Raw genomic sequence first — 18,927 nt, 5'->3', positions numbered from 1 at the left:
AAAGATACGTATTAGAATTATATTAGGATAACCGTAACTAATATCTTGTAATGACTAACCTCTCATCATGTGAATAAATTTCAACACATTTTTTTCTAAAAAAATGAAAATGAAGTTCACAACCAAATCTAATATTCATAATTAATAAAAACAAATTTATGACAAAAGACTATTTATCGAGAAAGGATCGGAAGAGGTTCTGCCTGACATATCTGTCTGGCAAAACGACCTTGGTATTAAGTTTAATGCTTTTCCTATTTGTGTTAGGCAATAATACGATAAACTCAGCTGAGAATACGATAAAAGTGACAGGTTCAGAAGGAATTGCTCAGAGTCCGATAACTATTACAGGAAAAGTAGTGGATAAAACCGGAGAACCTCTAATCGGAGTGAGTGTCACTGTAAAAAATGAAAAAACGGGAACTATTACAGAACTAGATGGTTCGTATAAAATTAATGTAAAGAATACGGATGCAATTCTCGTATTTTCTTATTTGGGGTATCTTAATCAGGAGATAAAAGTTGGCAACAAGAATACAATTAATGTAACTCTTGACGAAAATACGAAAATGCTGGATGAAGTAGTCGTTGTCGGATACGGAACAATGAAGAAGAGTGATTTATCAGGAGCAGTAGTCCAAGTAAAAGCAGACGAATTATTAGCCGGAAATCCGTCATCGAGTATCAATCAAGCTCTCCAAGGACGCTTAGCCGGCGTATCCGTAACACAAGACGATGGAGCTCCGGGAGGGGGGATTAATTTGCAGGTACGTGGCATCAACTCATTCTCAACAGATTCTCAACCATTATACATTGTGGATGGAATACCTTTTGTTCCGCCGACTTCACCTCAGAGTGCCGAAAACAGAGACAACAGTGTCGAACCGACAGGAAATGCCCTATCGTTTATCAATCCTCACGACATAGCATCCATTGAAGTCCTGAAAGACGCCTCAGCTACAGCCATCTACGGGTCACGTGGGGCAAACGGAGTTGTTATAATTACGACTAAACAGGGAGAAAAAGGAAAACCAAAAATAGAATTTACCACAAATATCAGTATTTCGTCGCTGAGGAAGAAAGTCGAAGTGTTGGATGCTTACCATTATGCACGATATCGCAACGAGCAACAGGATAATGGAGCCTTTTATGACGGAGGTTCATTCACACAATATACTTATCCCACACCGGGTATCTGGAAGTACACCACCAACAATGGAACTGTAGTAAACGGAGAATATACTCCTTCACCTGAAGATTTTTTGAGTCCGGGATGGTATAGCGGAACAGACCCGGCAGGAGGTGTATGGAACCAATGGGTAGAAGGAACCGACTGGCAGGATCAGATTTTCCAGACAGGTATATCCCAAGAGTATAACTTACAAATATCGGGAGCCAACGATCGTGGTAATTACTCTTTCTCAGGTAACTATACAACACAAGATGGAATTATTGAAAATACAGGTTTCGACCGTTATACCCTTAGAGCAAACATAGGGCAAAAAATAACAAGAAATATTACTGTAGGGCTTAATCTCAACTATACGAACTCGGTTACCGACTTTGCTAAAGGAAACTCCCTTGATTATAGCATACTTCGTTCAGCTCTACTTTACCCTTCAACAATATACTATGGCGATTATTCGCAAAGTGAAGATTTATTGTGGTTGTCGGCCAATCCACGGACATATGTTGAATCAGCCAAAAACGAATTGGCCAGTTCAAACATATTTGCATCCTCATACTTGAGTGTAAATTTGATGAAAGGGTTAACATTTCGTCAAAATCTCGGATTAAACAACTTTTTCAATGAACGAAGTACCTATTATAATCGTGACACGGGGGAAGGTCGATTAGGTACGACAAACGGCAGGGGAGGTTGGAGTGATAACAGGCGTTCGCATACGACAACCGAATCGATGTTGACTTTCAATAAAGTGTTCAACAAAATACACANTTATAATAAACCGTTACGGCACAAAAATGTTGCTGGTCTTTTGAATATGTCAGAAACAGCTTTTAGCCGTTTTGTAAAAAGATCTACAGGAGGACGCAATTATGTCGATTTACTTAATGATATACGTTTAGGATATGCATGCCGTATGCTTATTGACACTACAAACAATGTTGCTGAAATATGTTTTGCTTGCGGCTTTAATAATCTGTCAAACTTTAATAGAGTATTCAGGAAGAAGAAAAATTGTACCCCTAGCGAATTTCGCGAAAATTATCAAGGTACACGGATCTTGTTGTAATCCTATGAAATCCTCGACTGTGCTATAACTGATTGAAAATAAAAACATTGTTTGACGATTTTCTAAAGGAAAGATTGTTTTTCCAATATGCTGGTGATTTACAATGGATTATATACATATACGCCCTTCTCTGTAGCCGCAATAAAATACCAATAATAGGATAAAAACTACTTGATTGTAGATGCTATTACCAAGTATATTTGTACAATGAAAGATACGTATTAGAATTATATTAGGATAACCGTAACTAATATCTTGTAATGACTAACCTCTCATCATGTGAATAAATTTCAACACATTTTTTTCTAAAAAAATGAAAATGAAGTTCACAACCAAATCTAATATTCATAATTAATAAAAACAAATTTATGACAAAAGACTATTTATCGAGAAAGGATCGGAAGAGGTTCTGCCTGACATATCTGTCTGGCAAAACGACCTTGGTATTAAGTTTAATGCTTTTCCTATTTGTGTTAGGCAATAATACGATAAACTCAGCTGAGAATACGATAAAAGTGACAGGTTCAGAAGGAATTGCTCAGAGTCCGATAACTATTACAGGAAAAGTAGTGGATAAAACCGGAGAACCTCTAATCGGAGTGAGTGTCACTGTAAAAAATGAAAAAACGGGAACTATTACAGAACTAGATGGTTCGTATAAAATTAATGTAAAGAATACGGATGCAATTCTCGTATTTTCTTATTTGGGGTATCTTAATCAGGAGATAAAAGTTGGCAACAAGAATACAATTAATGTAACTCTTGACGAAAATACGAAAATGCTGGATGAAGTAGTCGTTGTCGGATACGGAACAATGAAGAAGAGTGATTTATCAGGAGCAGTAGTCCAAGTAAAAGCAGACGAATTATTAGCCGGAAATCCGTCATCGAGTATCAATCAAGCTCTCCAAGGACGCTTAGCCGGCGTATCCGTAACACAAGACGATGGAGCTCCGGGAGGGGGGATTAATTTGCAGGTACGTGGCATCAACTCATTCTCAACAGATTCTCAACCATTATACATTGTGGATGGAATACCTTTTGTTCCGCCGACTTCACCTCAGAGTGCCGAAAACAGAGACAACAGTGTCGAACCGACAGGAAATGCCCTATCGTTTATCAATCCTCACGACATAGCATCCATTGAAGTCCTGAAAGACGCCTCAGCTACAGCCATCTACGGGTCACGTGGGGCAAACGGAGTTGTTATAATTACGACTAAACAGGGAGAAAAAGGAAAACCAAAAATAGAATTTACCACAAATATCAGTATTTCGTCGCTGAGGAAGAAAGTCGAAGTGTTGGATGCTTACCATTATGCACGATATCGCAACGAGCAACAGGATAATGGAGCCTTTTATGACGGAGGTTCATTCACACAATATACTTATCCCACACCGGGTATCTGGAAGTACACCACCAACAATGGAACTGTAGTAAACGGAGAATATACTCCTTCACCTGAAGATTTTTTGAGTCCGGGATGGTATAGCGGAACAGACCCGGCAGGAGGTGTATGGAACCAATGGGTAGAAGGAACCGACTGGCAGGATCAGATTTTCCAGACAGGTATATCCCAAGAGTATAACTTACAAATATCGGGAGCCAACGATCGTGGTAATTACTCTTTCTCAGGTAACTATACAACACAAGATGGAATTATTGAAAATACAGGTTTCGACCGTTATACCCTTAGAGCAAACATAGGGCAAAAAATAACAAGAAATATTACTGTAGGGCTTAATCTCAACTATACGAACTCGGTTACCGACTTTGCTAAAGGAAACTCCCTTGATTATAGCATACTTCGTTCAGCTCTACTTTACCCTTCAACAATATACTATGGCGATTATTCGCAAAGTGAAGATTTATTGTGGTTGTCGGCCAATCCACGGACATATGTTGAATCAGCCAAAAACGAATTGGCCAGTTCAAACATATTTGCATCCTCATACTTGAGTGTAAATTTGATGAAAGGGTTAACATTTCGTCAAAATCTCGGATTAAACAACTTTTTCAATGAACGAAGTACCTATTATAATCGTGACACGGGGGAAGGTCGATTAGGTACGACAAACGGCAGGGGAGGTTGGAGTGATAACAGGCGTTCGCATACGACAACCGAATCGATGTTGACTTTCAATAAAGTGTTCAACAAAATACACAGCCTTAATGTTGTCGGTGCTGTAACTTTCGAACAGACAATGCTTACCGAAAAAGCAATGAGTGCGTCTCAATTCCCAACCGATTTTACCGAGAATTATGATATGGGAGCTGCACTACTGCCCGATGCCCTAAAATCGAACAGGACAAGAAGCAGGCTGTTCTCTGTTTTGGGAAGAACTAATTATGTACTCAATAATAAATATATATTTACAGCCAGTTTCCGCCGTGACGGATCCTCTAAATTTCATTCCGCAAAGTTCAAATATGCAAATTTTGCATCGGGAGCTTTCGCATGGCGAGCCTCTGAGGAAGAATTTATTAAGAATCTGAATATTTTTGATAATCTAAAACTCAGATTAAGTTTTGGACAAACAGGAAATCAGGGTATCCAGGATTACCAAACCATGTATACCCTCAAAGTGTCAAATTACCCTATTGGTGGAGGTCAAACAAGTGGTTTCGCTGGGGATCATGTATATAATGAGAATCTGAAATGGGAAACAACCGATCAATATAATGCTGGCATTGATTTCGGATTTCTCAACAATCGCCTGAGTATGACAGTAGATTATTATCATAAAAAAACAAAGGACTTACTTCAGAATGTTAAAATCCCGCCATCATCAGGCTATGGTTATCGTCTTGTGAATTTCGGAACGGTAACCAATGAAGGGCTTGAATTCACAGTCGCATACGATATCTTGACAGGTAATCCGTTCAAATGGTCTGTAAACGGCAACCTATCTTTCAATAAAAATCGTATCAGCGATCTGAATGCAGATCAGTTTTCCAACAGGCTCTGGTATAAGGCCGATAATGTATTTATCCAGCGAAATGGAATGCCTATTGGTGCAATCTATGGTTATGTCGAGGACGGATTCTATGACAATGAGGCGGAAGTAAGGGCAAATCCTACTTATGCAAATGCGGATGCAGCCACAGTAAAATCAATGATAGGTGAGATAAAATATCGCGAAAACATGGATATTATCGGTGATACAAATCCTGATTATACATTCGGAATAACAAATAATTTTTCGTGGAAAGATTTTACTTTTAGCTTCTTTATTCAGGGCGTTCAGGGAAATGACATCTTCAATGGCAATTTAATGAATGTAACACTGTATAATACAACCAATATCCCGACTGCAGTATATGACGGTCGTTGGACTTCCGATACGCGTGAAACGGCTACTTGGCCTAAAGCCACTAATCAACCGAAAAGAACATGGTTGATATCGGACAGATATATCGAAGACGGATCGTATATCCGCCTGAAAAACATCAATATCGGATATACATTTCAAAAACCTAAATTTTGTAAAGACATAAACTCTATCAATGTTTATGCCAGTGCCAGCAATTTATTGACCATCACTGACTACAGCTGGTATGACCCTGATGTAAATGCTTTTGGATCCGATCCTGCCCGCAGGGGTGTTGATATATACTCATATCCTGCCAGCCGAACATTCTCGTTCGGATTAAAAGTGCAATTTTAAATATCAAACCAAAATTATTATGAAAAAACAATTTAAATATATAGGATCAATTATCGGTGTTTTACTGATTATAACTTCACTTTCTTCCTGTAACGATTTTTTGGAGGAGAAGCCTTATGCCAAAATCAATGATGGACAGATAGAAGACTCGAATGAAGGAGCCGATATGTGGGCTATGGGTACATATGCCGGTCTGTCACGCATGTATACCTACGACGAATTTCCTCGATGCATCGAACTAGATAATGACTATGTTACAGGACCTAACTGGGCATTCGGAGAAATGGGATCAGGAAATTTCCAGGGATCTACAAATCAACCGGATCCGGTATGGAAACTCGGATATGAATTAATCAATCGGGGCAATGAAGCATCTTACCACGTCGAAAAAATGGTGAATACAACACCTCGTCATAAAGAGAATGTATTGGCTGAAATCAATTTTCTAAAGGCTTATGGATACTTCCTTATTGTAAGAGCCTACGGAGCTTGTCCGATTTATACATCATCTATCAATCAAGGCAACGACCCGAACCAACCTCGTCGTCCTATTACAGAGGTATATGCACATATAATAGAACTGTTGATTCATGCCAAAGATAATCTCTATAAGAACACAGATCCAAACTTTGTCGAAGGACGGGTAAATGCGGGGGCAGCAGCAGCAATGTTGGCTAAGGTATATGCAACTATAGGTTCTGCATCCATGCCTTCCGGAATAATTAAAGTTAAAGGTGGTATCCCGTTTACCCTGAGTGGAACGACTAAAGTATTTACTAACCCTCAGATTGTCACTGTTCACAAACAACAGGTGGCCGGATACGAATCATTCGATTCGCAAGAATATTATACCTTAGCTCGTGATTTGGCAAAAGAAATTGTAATAGAAAAACTTTACGGAGATCACGAACTTATACCCTATTCTTCATTGTGGAAGAAATCCGGTCAAAATAGTAAAGAGCATTTCTTCAGGTTGGGAACTATTTCCGGAGATAGTTATTTCGGAGCATTATTTTGGAGAGCATATTGCGGGCAGATCGTGGACGGATATGTACCTAGCGGTGGAGGACTGTCACATGGTTTGCGAGATCATTGGTATAAACTTTTTGATGACGAGAGTGATATGCGTGCGATTGATGGTGTTATGCATCGGTATGTCCGAGAGAATCAGGCTCCTTATGGGACAGGTTCATTTTATCCGAACAACGAAAAATGGAAAATAAGGGCCACTGGAAAAGATGCTAATAATAATGTAGTGGGAGACCCCATCGCTCCATTTAATGACGGGAAATCATACAGTTCGGGTACAGGAGAATCAAATCTAGCTTATGTCACAAAATATACAGATGTTTCCAATCGGGCGATAACTCGCACCGACGCTATGTTGCCATTGTTACGTTATGCTGATGTAGTTCTTATCTATGCTGAAGCATCGAATGAAATAGATGGGCTTAATTCCGATGCTTTAGAAGCATTAAACTCTATCCGGCGCAGAAGTAGTGCTACCGAATTCAGTATAGGAAATAATGTAGGGGATCTGGAAACAAAAGAAGATTTTCGTTCGGCTGTAATCGAAGAAAGAGCCATGGAACTGGCATATGAATCTGACAGACGCTGGGATTTGATCCGTTGGGGAATCTATTTAGATGTTATGAATGCAATCGGTTCGGTAGACGAAATAAATACAAACAAAAAGAGAGAGTCTAAGCACCTTTTATACCCGATCCCTCAGGATGAACTGTTGACAAATACAGCTATTACCGAGAATAATCCCGGTTGGAATTAATATTAAAATGAAATCTGAATATGAAAAATAAAACATTGAACTATTGTTCTCTTATATTTTGTTTAACAATGTTTTTTATCTCATGCAATGACATTGTTACATATAATGACAACTACGATGATGAATCAACATCGTACGGCCCCCCCAGCATTAATCGCATAGCATCGATAGATGATAGTGAAGATAATCTCTCCGTTGTAAGTTTTGGCCAAATGTTAAAAATATATGGTGATAATCTAAGTAAAGTTACATCTATCAAATTTAATGACCAGGAGGTTGATATAAAAGAAATATATGCACTTTCCAAACAAATAGTTGTACCGGTACCAAATACCGTTCCTAACGAAATTACAAATTCGGTAACAGTGACAACAGAAAAAGGAACAGTAACCTATCCGATAAAAATAGCTTTCCCCGATTTGATTATCACAGGCTTTTCCCTAGAGTTTGGCAATTCGGGCGATGTCGTAGATGTATTGGGAGAAAACCTGCGCTTATACGATTTAACTCCCGAAAATGGGACGGCATTGATAAACGGCAATCCGGTTACAATAGTGGAATGTACGGATACTAAAATGAGTTTTCTCGTGCCAGAAGGTATAAATAACAACTCGGTATTAACATTATCAAGTACCAGAATTACGAGCGTATTGGGAACTGAGCCAATTGAACTTCCATTTCGCGATACAGGAATCCAATTCATAGACTACGGAGCGTCATATCTGACCCATAATGCGACAAAAGGATTGGCTACCGACGGGACAAAAAACGGAGATCCTATTCCATTAATCGCAGGAATGAATCTGTCGCGTGTAAGCGGAACTGTTGCAAACAATAGTACACATCAAATGGTTGCGAGTTATGGGTTTAACGCTCCATTAACAGACTCACGGTATGATGATCTGAGAGCCAACCCATTGGACTATGAGCTCAAATATGAAATTTATGTAAAAGAGGAAGTTCCTATAACAAATTCCGGAGCTCGTGTACGAATGGCGTTTAATGGAATGAGACCTGCTGTCGAATTCGAATGGGTTCCTGCTGCCTCCGGTATTCCATATACAACATATGACAAATGGGCAACAAGAACTTCTGATGGGAAATACTACTTAGTTAATAGTTCCGGAGTAAATACAATTAAAGAAACAGCAAATGTATTTATTTTCCAATATATAAATGGAGGTTTAGGTGTTCCCACAGATGTATCAGTTACAAATATCCGTTTTGCAAAAAAGATAAATATCAGAAGGCAACAACAGTAAAGCTTTGCTAATAAAAGAATTTCCACAAGCCGAGTTTCAAATGCCAGAAGGCTTGTGGAAATAAAATATTATTTACATACCACAAAAATATTTTATTTATGAGAAGTATCATATACCTGCTATTTTTTTTCTGCCCTTTTTCTGTCGCTTTTGCCTCTTGCGGCGATAGTGATGACATAAAAGAAAATAAAAAACCGGAGCCAATTCCAGCCCCCGAACCTGAAATCGCAATAGAAAATTTCGGCGTCAATCTTTCGGGTGCTGAATTCAGTTATGTATATCCTGGTGTTGATGGCACACACTACGGTTATCCTACGACTAAGTGCCTTGACTACTTTAATTCGAAAGGACTGAAACTTATTCGGTTTCCTTTTCGTTGGGAACGTATTCAGCATGATTTGAATGGGGATTTAGTCCAAACCGAGATTAATAAGATGAAAAATTTTGTCAAAGCAGCTGAAGACAGAGATATGCCAATTATACTCGATTTACATAACTTTGCCCGCCGGTCTTTTGATGGAGGATCAACCTTTGTTCGTATTGGTGACAACGGGCTTACTGCCGATCATTTGGGATATGTCTGGCTAAAGCTTGCTAAAGAATTTAAATCATACACCAATATTTGGGGTTACGATATTATGAACGAACCTTACTCTATGGCCTCGACAACTCAATGGAGAGATATTGCCCAAGTTGTAATATATAAAATTCGGTCAGTAGATACCGAAACTCCGATTATTATTAGTGGTGATAGGTATAGCTCATCCGAACATTGGGTACAGTTCAGTGATAATCTGCGAACATTGATCGATCCGTCAAACAAACTAATTTTTCAGGCACATATATATTTTGATAAAGATTCATCCGGAACTTATAAAAATTCATTTGAGGACGAAGGAGCAACTGATCAGACCGGCGTAGATAGAGTTAAACCTTTCGTAGAATGGCTGAAGAAGTATAATAAAAAGGGACTTGTAGGTGAATATGGCGTTCCTTCGAATGAACCAAGATATCTTCCGGCATTAGAGAATATGCTCAAATATCTCAGCGAAAACGGGGTTCCAGGAACATATTGGTCAGCCGGTCCACGGTGGAATGAGAGTGCACCCCATACCCTATCAGTACAGCCGACAGAGAATTACACGAAAGACAAGCCACAAATAGCAGTTTTGAGAAAATATACAAAAACAGATTCCAAATAATTATTAATCTCATTCATAAAAGGTCTATCCACTTTAAAACCCGATCAGAGTATTTACTTATATAGAAATCTGGCGGAAATGGAGAAAACCTTTCAATGAGAATAAATCAGAAAGTATTTATATACAAAAACAAGAATAAAGAACAAAAGTATGATGAGCAAAAAACTATTGACATTCCTGCTTATATCAAGTGTTTTGGTTGTGCCTATATTGGCGCAGAAGAAAAATATTGTTCCGGAGAAAGATGAACCGCAACCTTTCGGCTTGAACATGGCTGGAGCTGATTTCGGGAAAAATTTCCCAGGTGTATTCAATAAAGATTATACCTATCCTACACCTGCCAATCTTGATTATATGGTGTCTAAAGGATTTAAGTTGATGCGTCTTCCTTTCAAATGGGATCGTATACAGCATAATTTATTTGGCGAATTGAACAAAGAAGAACTTGCGCGATTAAAAGGAGTCGTGGACGAAGCCGCAAAGAGGGATATCCTTGTATTATTCGACCTTCACAATTATGGTCGCAGATATCTGGGAGAAGAACGTTTTCGGATAGGTGAAGGGGGCCTAGAGATAGAACATCTGGCGGATCTTTGGAGCAAAATAGCTGATTTATTTAAAGATTACAATAATATCTGGGGGTATGGATTGATGAATGAACCTAACAATATGCTTGATTCAACACCGTGGGCCAAAATAGCACAAGCTTGTATTTCTGCGATCCGTAAGATAGACACTAAGAATACAATCGTTGTAGGAGGTGACAGTTGGAGTTCTGCAGAACGTTGGTATGAATACAGCGATGATCTGAAAAATCTATATGACCCATCTCACAATCTTATTTTCGAGGCACATGTATATTTTGACGATGATGCTTCAGGGACTTACAAAAAATCGTATGATGAAGAAAATGCAAATCCGTATAAAGGAATAGAGCGGATACAGCCTTTTATTAAATGGCTGAGCGAAAATAATGCTAGAGGGTTTATTGGTGAATATGGCATTCCAGACAAGGACGAACGTTGGCAGGTGTGTTTAGATAATTTTCTCAAATATCTTCAAGAAAAAAATATTAATGGCACATATTGGGCTGCCGGTCCGTGGTGGGGAACAAGCTTTATGGCTATACAACCAATAAAAGGGGTTGAAAGGCCTCAGATGAAAGTTGTAGAAAAATATTTATGGACAGAATAATATCTCTTATGAGTTCGGTTTGTGGGTAAAATCTATTTATAAGATGCAATAGTAAAACATCTTAACAGACAATGAGCATATTTGTTTTAATAAAAATCAAATGAAAATGAAAAAAATTGGATCTATAATTATTACTGTTATACTATTATTGTCATGTAATAATACACCTCGAGTAATAGAAACAATTGATAGTGACTGGAATCCGGTACAAAGCTTGGGGCAATTGCAGGTTAAAGGACGATATTTATGTAGTGAAAAAGGTGATACTGTAACATTGAGAGGGGTTAGTTATGGCTGGCACAATTTATGGCCTCGTTTTTATAATGCCCAAACTGTAAAATGGCTTAAGAACGATTGGAAGTGTTCAGTTCTACGAGCAGCAATGGGGGTATATCTGGAGGATAATTATTTGAATAATCCGGAATTTGCACTCGGATGTATTGAACCTGTCGTTCAGGCATCTATTGAGGAGGGAGTTTATGTCATTATTGATTGGCACGCTCACGACTTCTACCCACAAGAGGCTAAAGACTTCTTTGGGGCTATGGCTCGCAAATATGGTAAGCACCCTAATGTTATATATGAAATATTCAATGAACCTACACATGAACATTTCTGGCCGGAAATAAAAGCTTATTCCGAAGAGGTTATAGCTGAAATACGCAAATACGATCCGGACAACTTAATCTTAGTGGGTACCCCTTCATGGGATCAACATGTCGATATAGCTGCCGCCGACCCGATTAAAGGTTATAATAATATCATGTACACGTTTCATTTCTACGCTGCTTCTCATAAAGATGAACATCGAGCACGTTTAACAAAAGCTCTCGGAATGGGGCTGCCTGTTTTTGTAACTGAATGTGCCGGAATGGAGCATACTGGCAACGGATATCTTAATGTAGAGGAATGGAAAAACTGGGTTGAATATATGGAAAGAAATAGAATTAGTTGGGTCAATTGGTCGATATCAAACAAAAATGAGACCTGTTCTATGATATTACCACGCGGAAGTTATGAAGGTGGTTGGGATACAGGGGTATTGAGACCGTCAGGAATTCAATCCCGAGAGTTTATACGTCTCTACAATACGATGGATAAGATATATGAGAATGCGAGTATTGCTCAATAGATCATCTGATTCTCATAGACTCAAGAAAAGGCATCAATAGCGTGCATATATTGGATCATGCTTTTGGGGTGGGGCAAGAATTTTATGGCTATTGAGCCTATCGATGGGTAGACAGACCTCAAATGAAAGTGGTGGAGAAATATCTGAAAACGAAATAATCTTTTTTTTAATAATGAGTACTAATCCCATAGAATGGATCTTAGGTTATTCTTTCAGTAAGGAACAATATCCGGTGTCTTTTTTTTCGGCTATTGTACCCGGTGCTGTACAATTAGATATAGCACGTGCTGAAAAATATCCCGACTACAAGTATGCCGATAATTGTAAAAAGTTCCGATGGATGGAAGATGTTTATTATACCTATAAAACTGTCTTCCCACGTCCGATACTTGATTCAGGTCGGCGCTTTTGGTTCATTTCTAAAGGGATTGACTATCAGTTTGAGATACAGATCAATGGTGAAACCATTCACGAACAGGAAGGTATGTTTTCCTATGTGGAGATTGATCTTACCGATTATCTTCGAGTAAATAATACCCTTGAGATTCTGATATATCCAGCTCCTAAATTGACCGGATGCCCGGACGATCGCACTCAGGCATCGCATGTGGTAAAACCTGCTGTCAGTTATGGGTGGGACTGGCATCCGCGCCTTGTCCCCTTGGGGATATGGGACGAAACATTCTTTGAGATTCGCAATAGTTCTTATATCAAAGATGTACAAATCGACTATGAGTTATCAGACTCATTCGACCAGGCAGAGATTACATTGAATGTGGACGCCAATGTCGCCGAAACCAGTCGTTTCGAGTGGAAACTGCTATCTGCTGACAATAGAGTTACCCTATCGATTAGTGGTTCAATGAGTGAGTTGGTTACAGAAAGGTGCAGTCTCAGTAATCCCGAATTATGGTGGCCTCACGATCATGGCACTCCATATCTGTATATTTCTGAGTTCTGCCTTTTCGACGATGAGTCTAACCTTTTAGATCAGAGAATCCAGCGAATAGGTTTCAGGCAGGTCGATCTTGTAATGAATCAGGGGGCGTGGAGCGAACCGAAAGAATTTCCAAAAACACGAAGTGTATCTCCCTCACAAATTAAGATAAACGGACGCGAGATATTTGCTAAAGGGACAAATTGGGTTAACCCCGAGATTTTTCCGGGTATAATTACCAAAGAAAAATATAACCATCTGTTAGATCTAGTAGTTGAGACGAATTTTAATATTGTCCGCTCGTGGGGAGGTGGTATAATAAACAAAGAGCCTTTTTTCGACTTGTGCGACGAAAAAGGCATTATGGTCTGGCAAGAATTTCCTCTTGCATGTAACGAGTATCCCGATGACAAGCATTACTTAGCGGTGTTGAAACAAGAGGCAACATCAATTATCAAACGCTTGCGAAAACATGCCAGCCTTGTACTCTGGTGCGGTGGAAACGAGCTGTTCAACAGTTGGTCGGGTATGACCGAACAGTCTTTGCCGTTAAGGCTTCTCGATAGTTTGTGCTGGCAATATGATCGTAATACTCCCTTCATAATGACATCCCCATTGTTCGGGATGGCTCATGGAAACTATGTATTCAGATGGAATGGAAAAGATATTTTTGAGACAATAAACAATAGTAAGAATACAGCATATACTGAATTTGGCATACCCGGAGCATCTTCTGTGGACGTATTGAAAAGTATTATTACCGAAGAAGAGTTATTCCCTCCAACAGAAGGTTCAGCATGGGAAACTCACCACGCATTTAATGCATGGGATGCAGATAAAAATACATGGTTATGTTATAATTTATTGATTGAATATATGGGAGAAATAACTTCATTAGCGGAGTTGGTCGAGTACAGCCAGATAATACAGTCTGTTGGATATAAAGCCATATTTGAAGAAGCCCGCAGGCAAAAGCCCTATTGTTCGGTGGCTATGAATTGGTGCTACAACGAGCCTTGGCCGACTGCTGCCAACAATTCTTTAATAAGCTACCCGGCCATTCCGAAGATGGCGCTATATGCCGTTCGCGATTCGTGCCGTCCATTTTGTGTAAGTGCACGTATCAGTAAATTTATATGGTTCGAAGATAAGGACTTCTTTGCCGAGATATGGATGTTAAACGATACGTTCGATACATTCGATAAGCATCAAGTTATAGTTAAGCTGCAATCGCAGGAAGAAGAAATTGAGATTCTGCAATGGACATCTTCGGACATAAATAGCAATACAAATTTGCCAGGTCCTACAGTCCGGTTTAAGTTACCTCGATGGAATACAATCTTCTTCAAGTTAATAGTTGAAGTCGTAAACTACCCTGAATTTAGTTCAGAATATACATTACTATATAAAAAGAAAAAAACGGTTGATAAATCTTTGACGAAAGCTATGAATGTAACTGTATAATAATTAGTTAAACTAATTTTATGAAAAAGATAACTATTCTGATTATATATATTATTTACTGTACGATTATTGGTTATGCTCAGGAATCAATATCGGATGGCAAATCTTGCGGCTTTACTCATGGCAGGCTTATCGTATCTTCCAATGGCAGGTATCTTGTGCATGAAGACAGTACTCCGTTTTATTATTTTGCCGATACGGCATGGGAGTTGTTTCATCGTCTGTCAGCAGAAGAGGTTGATTATTATCTTGAAGACCGGCTACGAAAAGGTTTTACCGTAATTCAGGCTGTTATCTTAGCTGAACTCGATGGACTTAATACAGCTAATCGCAGCGGGGATTGCCCATTGATAAACAACAATCCAGCCGAGCCGAACGAAAAGTATTTCAATTGGGTGGATGAGGTTATCCGAAAAGCCCAATCGAAAGGTCTATACATGGCATTATTACCTACATGGGGAGATAAAGTCGATATGAAATGGGGAAAAGGGCCTGTCATTTTCGATACGGAAACGGCTGCTATTTATGGTCGATTTTTAGGCAAAAGATATAAAGATTATCCCAATATTATATGGATTAATGGAGGTGATCGCCAAGGCGGAGGCGATAATTTTGCTATTTGGGATACGTTGGGAAAAGCAATAAAAGAAGAAGATAAGAACCATCTGATGACTTATCATCCTCAGGGCGAAGCTTCATCATCGCAATGGTTTCATAATAGCCACTGGCTCGACTTTAATATATGCCAGACAGGCCATGCGCAGACAACATACGAAATATACAAGAGGCTCATAATTACCGATTATAATAAAGAACCAGTAAAACCGTGTATGGATGCCGAACCCCGGTACGAAGATATCCCTAAATTCTTTAAACCCGAAAAAGGCTGGTTCGATGAATCGGATGTGCGTAAGTCGATGTACTGGAGCCTGTTTAGCGGTAGTTTTGGTTATGCATATGGCAGTAATAGTGTCTGGCAATTTTTCAGTAAAGATAAAGAACCGATGTGTAATGCAAGGCGTGAATGGAAAGAGGCATTGGGTTTGCCGGGAGCTTCTCAGATAATCCATGCCCGTAATTTACTTTCTGCATACGATTTCTTAAGCCGTGTTCCTGATCAGAGTATTATTCTTTCTGTTCAGACAGATAATTCGGACATGGCAGTTGCTACACGAGGCCAGGACTATGCTTTCGTCTATTTACCGAACGGTAATAAAATAGAAATCTCCTTAGAAAGAATACCAGATGCTGCAAGTCTAAGACTCCGATGGTTTGATCCCCGCACCGGCAAAATAACCCAAGTAGGTGAAGTTTATGCCAAAGGGAGTTATATCGCTCAGCCGGTAACATCTGGAATAGGAAATGATTGGGTTTTAATTCTCGAAAAAATATAAAATACAGATATATAAATAACAGAAAACAATGAATGATAGATTGAAACAAGTTTTCACCGACCATGAAACGCTACTTTCACGCAAAAACGAAATGGAAGAAAAAGGGAATGGCGTATATAACAGATTTAGGTACCCTATACTTACAGCCGATCATACACCCTTGACCTGGCGGTATGACCTAAATCCAAAAACAAATAAATACCTGATGGAACGCATCGGGATAAATGCTGTAATGAATTCGGGTGCCATTAAGTGGAACAATAAATACCTGTTGATTGTCAGGGTTGAAGGATATGATAGAAAGTCTTTTTTTGCCATTGCAGAAAGTCCTAATGGAATAGATAATTTCCGTTTTTGGGAATATCCGGTAACAATTCCTGAGACAGATAATCCTGATACTAACGTATATGATATGCGTCTTACAGCCCATGAGGATGGTTGGATATACGGCATCTTTTGTTCGGAACGTAAAGACCCCAATGCACCCGAAAGTGATCAGTCGTCAGCTGTTGCAGCTGCAGGGATAGTGCGTACAAAAGATTTAATAAAATGGGAACGTTTACCTGATTTAAAAACACCCCATCAGCAACGCAATGTTGTGCTACATCCCGAATTTGTAAACGGTAGGTATGTATTATACACACGTCCACAGGATGGATTTATTGAAGCTGGAAACGGTGGAGGCATTGGTTGGGCACCGATAGATGATATAACGAATGCTGAGATAAAGGAAGAGACGATGATACAGACTCGTGTTTATCACACGATACGTGAGGCAAAAATAGGAGAAGGACCGCACCCTATAAGAACTAAAACAGGATGGCTGCATTTTGCCCATGGTGTCCGTAATTGTGCTGCAGGTCTACGGTATGTATTATATCTGTATATGACTTCACTTGACGATCCTACTAAAGTAATTGCTCAGCCGGCAGGTTATTTTATGGCTCCCGAAGGTGAAGAGCGGATTGGTGATGTGTCTAATGTTCTATTTGCCAATGGGTGGATTGCAGATGATGACGGAAAAATCTTTTTGTACTATGCTTCATCCGACACACGTATGCATGTTGCTGTGTCTACTATTGACAAGCTTGTCGATTATTGTACAAATACACCTGAAGACGGATTTCGTTCGGCTCTTTCGGTAAAAAACATCATTTCATTAGTCGATAATAACAAAACGTTTTCTTCAATATAAATAACAAAACACCCCAAAAACAATGGAAATTGTAAAGTTAAGAGAGAAAATAGCTTACGGATTTGGAGATGCCGCTTCTTCTATATTCTGGAAACTTTTCACTATGTATCTGCTATTTTTTTATACAGATATTGTTGGTCTTAATGCGCTTGCGGTAGGTACGATGATTTTTATAACACGTCTTTGGGACTCATTTCTTGACCCTATTATCGGAATCATGGCAGACAGAACTAAGACCAGATGGGGTAAATTCCGTCCATATTTGCTATGGATGGCAATTCCATTTGGAATAGCAGGTGTACTTACATTTACAGCTCCTGATTTAAATGATTCGGGAAAGCTTATATACGCGTACCTGAGTTATTCAATTATGATGATTGTATATTCTCTTATTAATGTACCTTACGCCTCGTTATTAGGTGTGATGACGTCTGATACTAAAGTGCGGACGGAGTTGTCCTCATACCGCATGATATTTGCTTTTATAGGTAGTATTCTTGTTTTACTTTTGGTAGAGCCTTTAGTCGATTTCTTCAGTAGAAGGGGTGGAGATATAGATTTAAAGTTCGGTTGGCAAATGGCAATAATCGTATTTTCCATAATAGCAATTATTCTTTTTCTCCTCTGCTTTGCCTGGACCAAAGAGCGTGTACAACCGATCAAAGAAAAATCGAATTCGATAAAAAGCGATATTGTGGATTTATTAAAAAACGGCCCATGGTGGATATTACTCGGAGCGGGTATAATGACACTCATGTTCAACTCTATCAGAGATGGTGTGGCTGTTTATTATTTCAAATATTGTGTTATTGACGCTCCGGTATTTTATTTCGAGAATATAGATACTAATCTGGCAATTATTACTATATACCTTGTGTTGGGACAAGCAGCAAATATCGCCGGAATCGTGTTAGCAACTCCTGTCTCGGCAAGAATAGGGAAGAAATACACTTACTTGGGGGCTATGGCTTTAGCTACAATTCTAAGCATTGCATTCTTCTTTTTAGGATATAGCAATATTGCCTTAATTCTTGTTATGCAATTCTTTATTAGCATTTGTGCAGGAATGGTAACACCTTTATTATGGTCAATGTACGCTGATACAGCCGATTATTCGGAATGGAAAACAGGACGGCGGGCTACAGGGCTTATATTCTCGGCCTCGTCAATGTCTCAAAAACTGGGAGGTGCGCTGGGTGTAGCGATTGTAGGTTGGTTGTTAGCCTATTTTAGCTATACGAGCGGTATTGTCCAAACGGTAGAAACTCAGTTCGGAATAAAGATGATGATTAGTCTTTTCCCTGCCATAGCTACATTTTTGTCAGCAATGTTCATATTCTTCTATCCTTTAAATGATAAGAAGTTAGAGGGAATTACAATTGATCTTGAGAAAAAAAGAATGGAGGATGCTCAATAAATTGATTAAGGTCACAGACCT

Annotated in this window: 11 protein-coding genes; all 11 read left to right on the top strand. The window is 39.1% G+C overall.

Going from position 1 to position 18,927, the window contains the following annotated elements:
- Positions 1-158 precede the first annotated feature (158 nt).
- The 11 genes from QZL88_RS06605 (at position 159) to QZL88_RS06555 (ending at position 18,906) form a co-directional block, all read left to right on the top strand.
- Positions 159-2,255 carry a SusC/RagA family TonB-linked outer membrane protein gene (locus QZL88_RS06605; protein WP_296939357.1) on the top strand — a complete coding sequence of 699 codons (2,097 nt, stop codon included), beginning with the start codon at positions 159-161 and terminating at the stop codon, positions 2,253-2,255.
- A gap of 368 nt (positions 2,256-2,623) precedes the next feature.
- Positions 2,624-5,923: a TonB-dependent receptor gene (locus tag QZL88_RS06600; protein ID WP_296939354.1), complete on the top strand. Its 3,300-nt coding sequence runs from the start codon at positions 2,624-2,626 to the stop codon at positions 5,921-5,923.
- A gap of 19 nt (positions 5,924-5,942) precedes the next feature.
- On the top strand, positions 5,943-7,709 hold the full coding sequence (locus QZL88_RS06595) for a RagB/SusD family nutrient uptake outer membrane protein (protein WP_296939353.1): 1,767 nt from the start codon (positions 5,943-5,945) through the stop codon (positions 7,707-7,709).
- A 20-nt stretch (positions 7,710-7,729) separates the two neighbouring features.
- A complete protein-coding gene (locus QZL88_RS06590; RefSeq protein ID WP_296939350.1) occupies positions 7,730-8,971 on the top strand; it encodes a glycan-binding surface protein in 1,242 nt (413 codons plus the stop codon).
- A gap of 98 nt (positions 8,972-9,069) precedes the next feature.
- Positions 9,070-10,173, top strand: a complete 1,104-nt coding sequence (locus QZL88_RS06585; protein ID WP_296939348.1) for a glycoside hydrolase family 5 protein — start codon at positions 9,070-9,072, stop codon at positions 10,171-10,173.
- A 150-nt stretch (positions 10,174-10,323) separates the two neighbouring features.
- Entirely contained in the window at positions 10,324-11,367 is a 1,044-nt protein-coding gene (locus QZL88_RS06580) for a glycoside hydrolase family 5 protein (protein WP_296939346.1), read from the top strand.
- A 106-nt stretch (positions 11,368-11,473) separates the two neighbouring features.
- Positions 11,474-12,499: a glycoside hydrolase family 5 protein gene (locus QZL88_RS06575; protein WP_296939344.1), complete on the top strand. Its 1,026-nt coding sequence runs from the start codon at positions 11,474-11,476 to the stop codon at positions 12,497-12,499.
- A 172-nt stretch (positions 12,500-12,671) separates the two neighbouring features.
- Positions 12,672-14,900 carry a glycoside hydrolase family 2 TIM barrel-domain containing protein gene (locus QZL88_RS06570; RefSeq protein ID WP_296939342.1) on the top strand — a complete coding sequence of 743 codons (2,229 nt, stop codon included), beginning with the start codon at positions 12,672-12,674 and terminating at the stop codon, positions 14,898-14,900.
- A 20-nt stretch (positions 14,901-14,920) separates the two neighbouring features.
- Positions 14,921-16,294 carry a glycoside hydrolase family 140 protein gene (locus tag QZL88_RS06565; protein WP_296939340.1) on the top strand — a complete coding sequence of 458 codons (1,374 nt, stop codon included), beginning with the start codon at positions 14,921-14,923 and terminating at the stop codon, positions 16,292-16,294.
- Between the two features lie 28 nt (positions 16,295-16,322).
- Positions 16,323-17,489, top strand: coding sequence for a glycosidase (locus tag QZL88_RS06560; protein ID WP_296939338.1), 1,167 nt, complete (start codon positions 16,323-16,325; stop codon positions 17,487-17,489).
- Between the two features lie 22 nt (positions 17,490-17,511).
- A complete protein-coding gene (locus tag QZL88_RS06555; RefSeq protein WP_296939336.1) occupies positions 17,512-18,906 on the top strand; it encodes an MFS transporter in 1,395 nt (464 codons plus the stop codon).
- The last annotated feature ends 21 nt before the right edge of the window (positions 18,907-18,927 follow it).

The organism is uncultured Dysgonomonas sp. (assembly GCF_900079725.1).
Taxonomy (GTDB): domain Bacteria; phylum Bacteroidota; class Bacteroidia; order Bacteroidales; family Dysgonomonadaceae; genus Dysgonomonas.
This window is presented reverse-complemented; position numbering and strand designations above follow the sequence as displayed.

What these genes read in the sequence shown, in the direction of transcription:
- QZL88_RS06585 (WP_296939348.1), top strand. Translation starts at nt 9,070, where the DNA reads ATGAGAAGTATCATATACCTGCTATTTTTTTTCTGCCCTTTTTCTGTC.
- QZL88_RS06580 (WP_296939346.1), top strand. Translation starts at nt 10,324, where the DNA reads ATGATGAGCAAAAAACTATTGACATTCCTGCTTATATCAAGTGTTTTG.
- QZL88_RS06595 (WP_296939353.1), top strand. Translation starts at nt 5,943, where the DNA reads ATGAAAAAACAATTTAAATATATAGGATCAATTATCGGTGTTTTACTG.
- QZL88_RS06590 (WP_296939350.1), top strand. Translation starts at nt 7,730, where the DNA reads ATGAAAAATAAAACATTGAACTATTGTTCTCTTATATTTTGTTTAACA.
- QZL88_RS06600 (WP_296939354.1), top strand. Translation starts at nt 2,624, where the DNA reads ATGACAAAAGACTATTTATCGAGAAAGGATCGGAAGAGGTTCTGCCTG.
- QZL88_RS06565 (WP_296939340.1), top strand. Translation starts at nt 14,921, where the DNA reads ATGAAAAAGATAACTATTCTGATTATATATATTATTTACTGTACGATT.
- QZL88_RS06570 (WP_296939342.1), top strand. Translation starts at nt 12,672, where the DNA reads ATGAGTACTAATCCCATAGAATGGATCTTAGGTTATTCTTTCAGTAAG.
- QZL88_RS06575 (WP_296939344.1), top strand. Translation starts at nt 11,474, where the DNA reads ATGAAAAAAATTGGATCTATAATTATTACTGTTATACTATTATTGTCA.
- QZL88_RS06555 (WP_296939336.1), top strand. Translation starts at nt 17,512, where the DNA reads ATGGAAATTGTAAAGTTAAGAGAGAAAATAGCTTACGGATTTGGAGAT.
- QZL88_RS06560 (WP_296939338.1), top strand. Translation starts at nt 16,323, where the DNA reads ATGAATGATAGATTGAAACAAGTTTTCACCGACCATGAAACGCTACTT.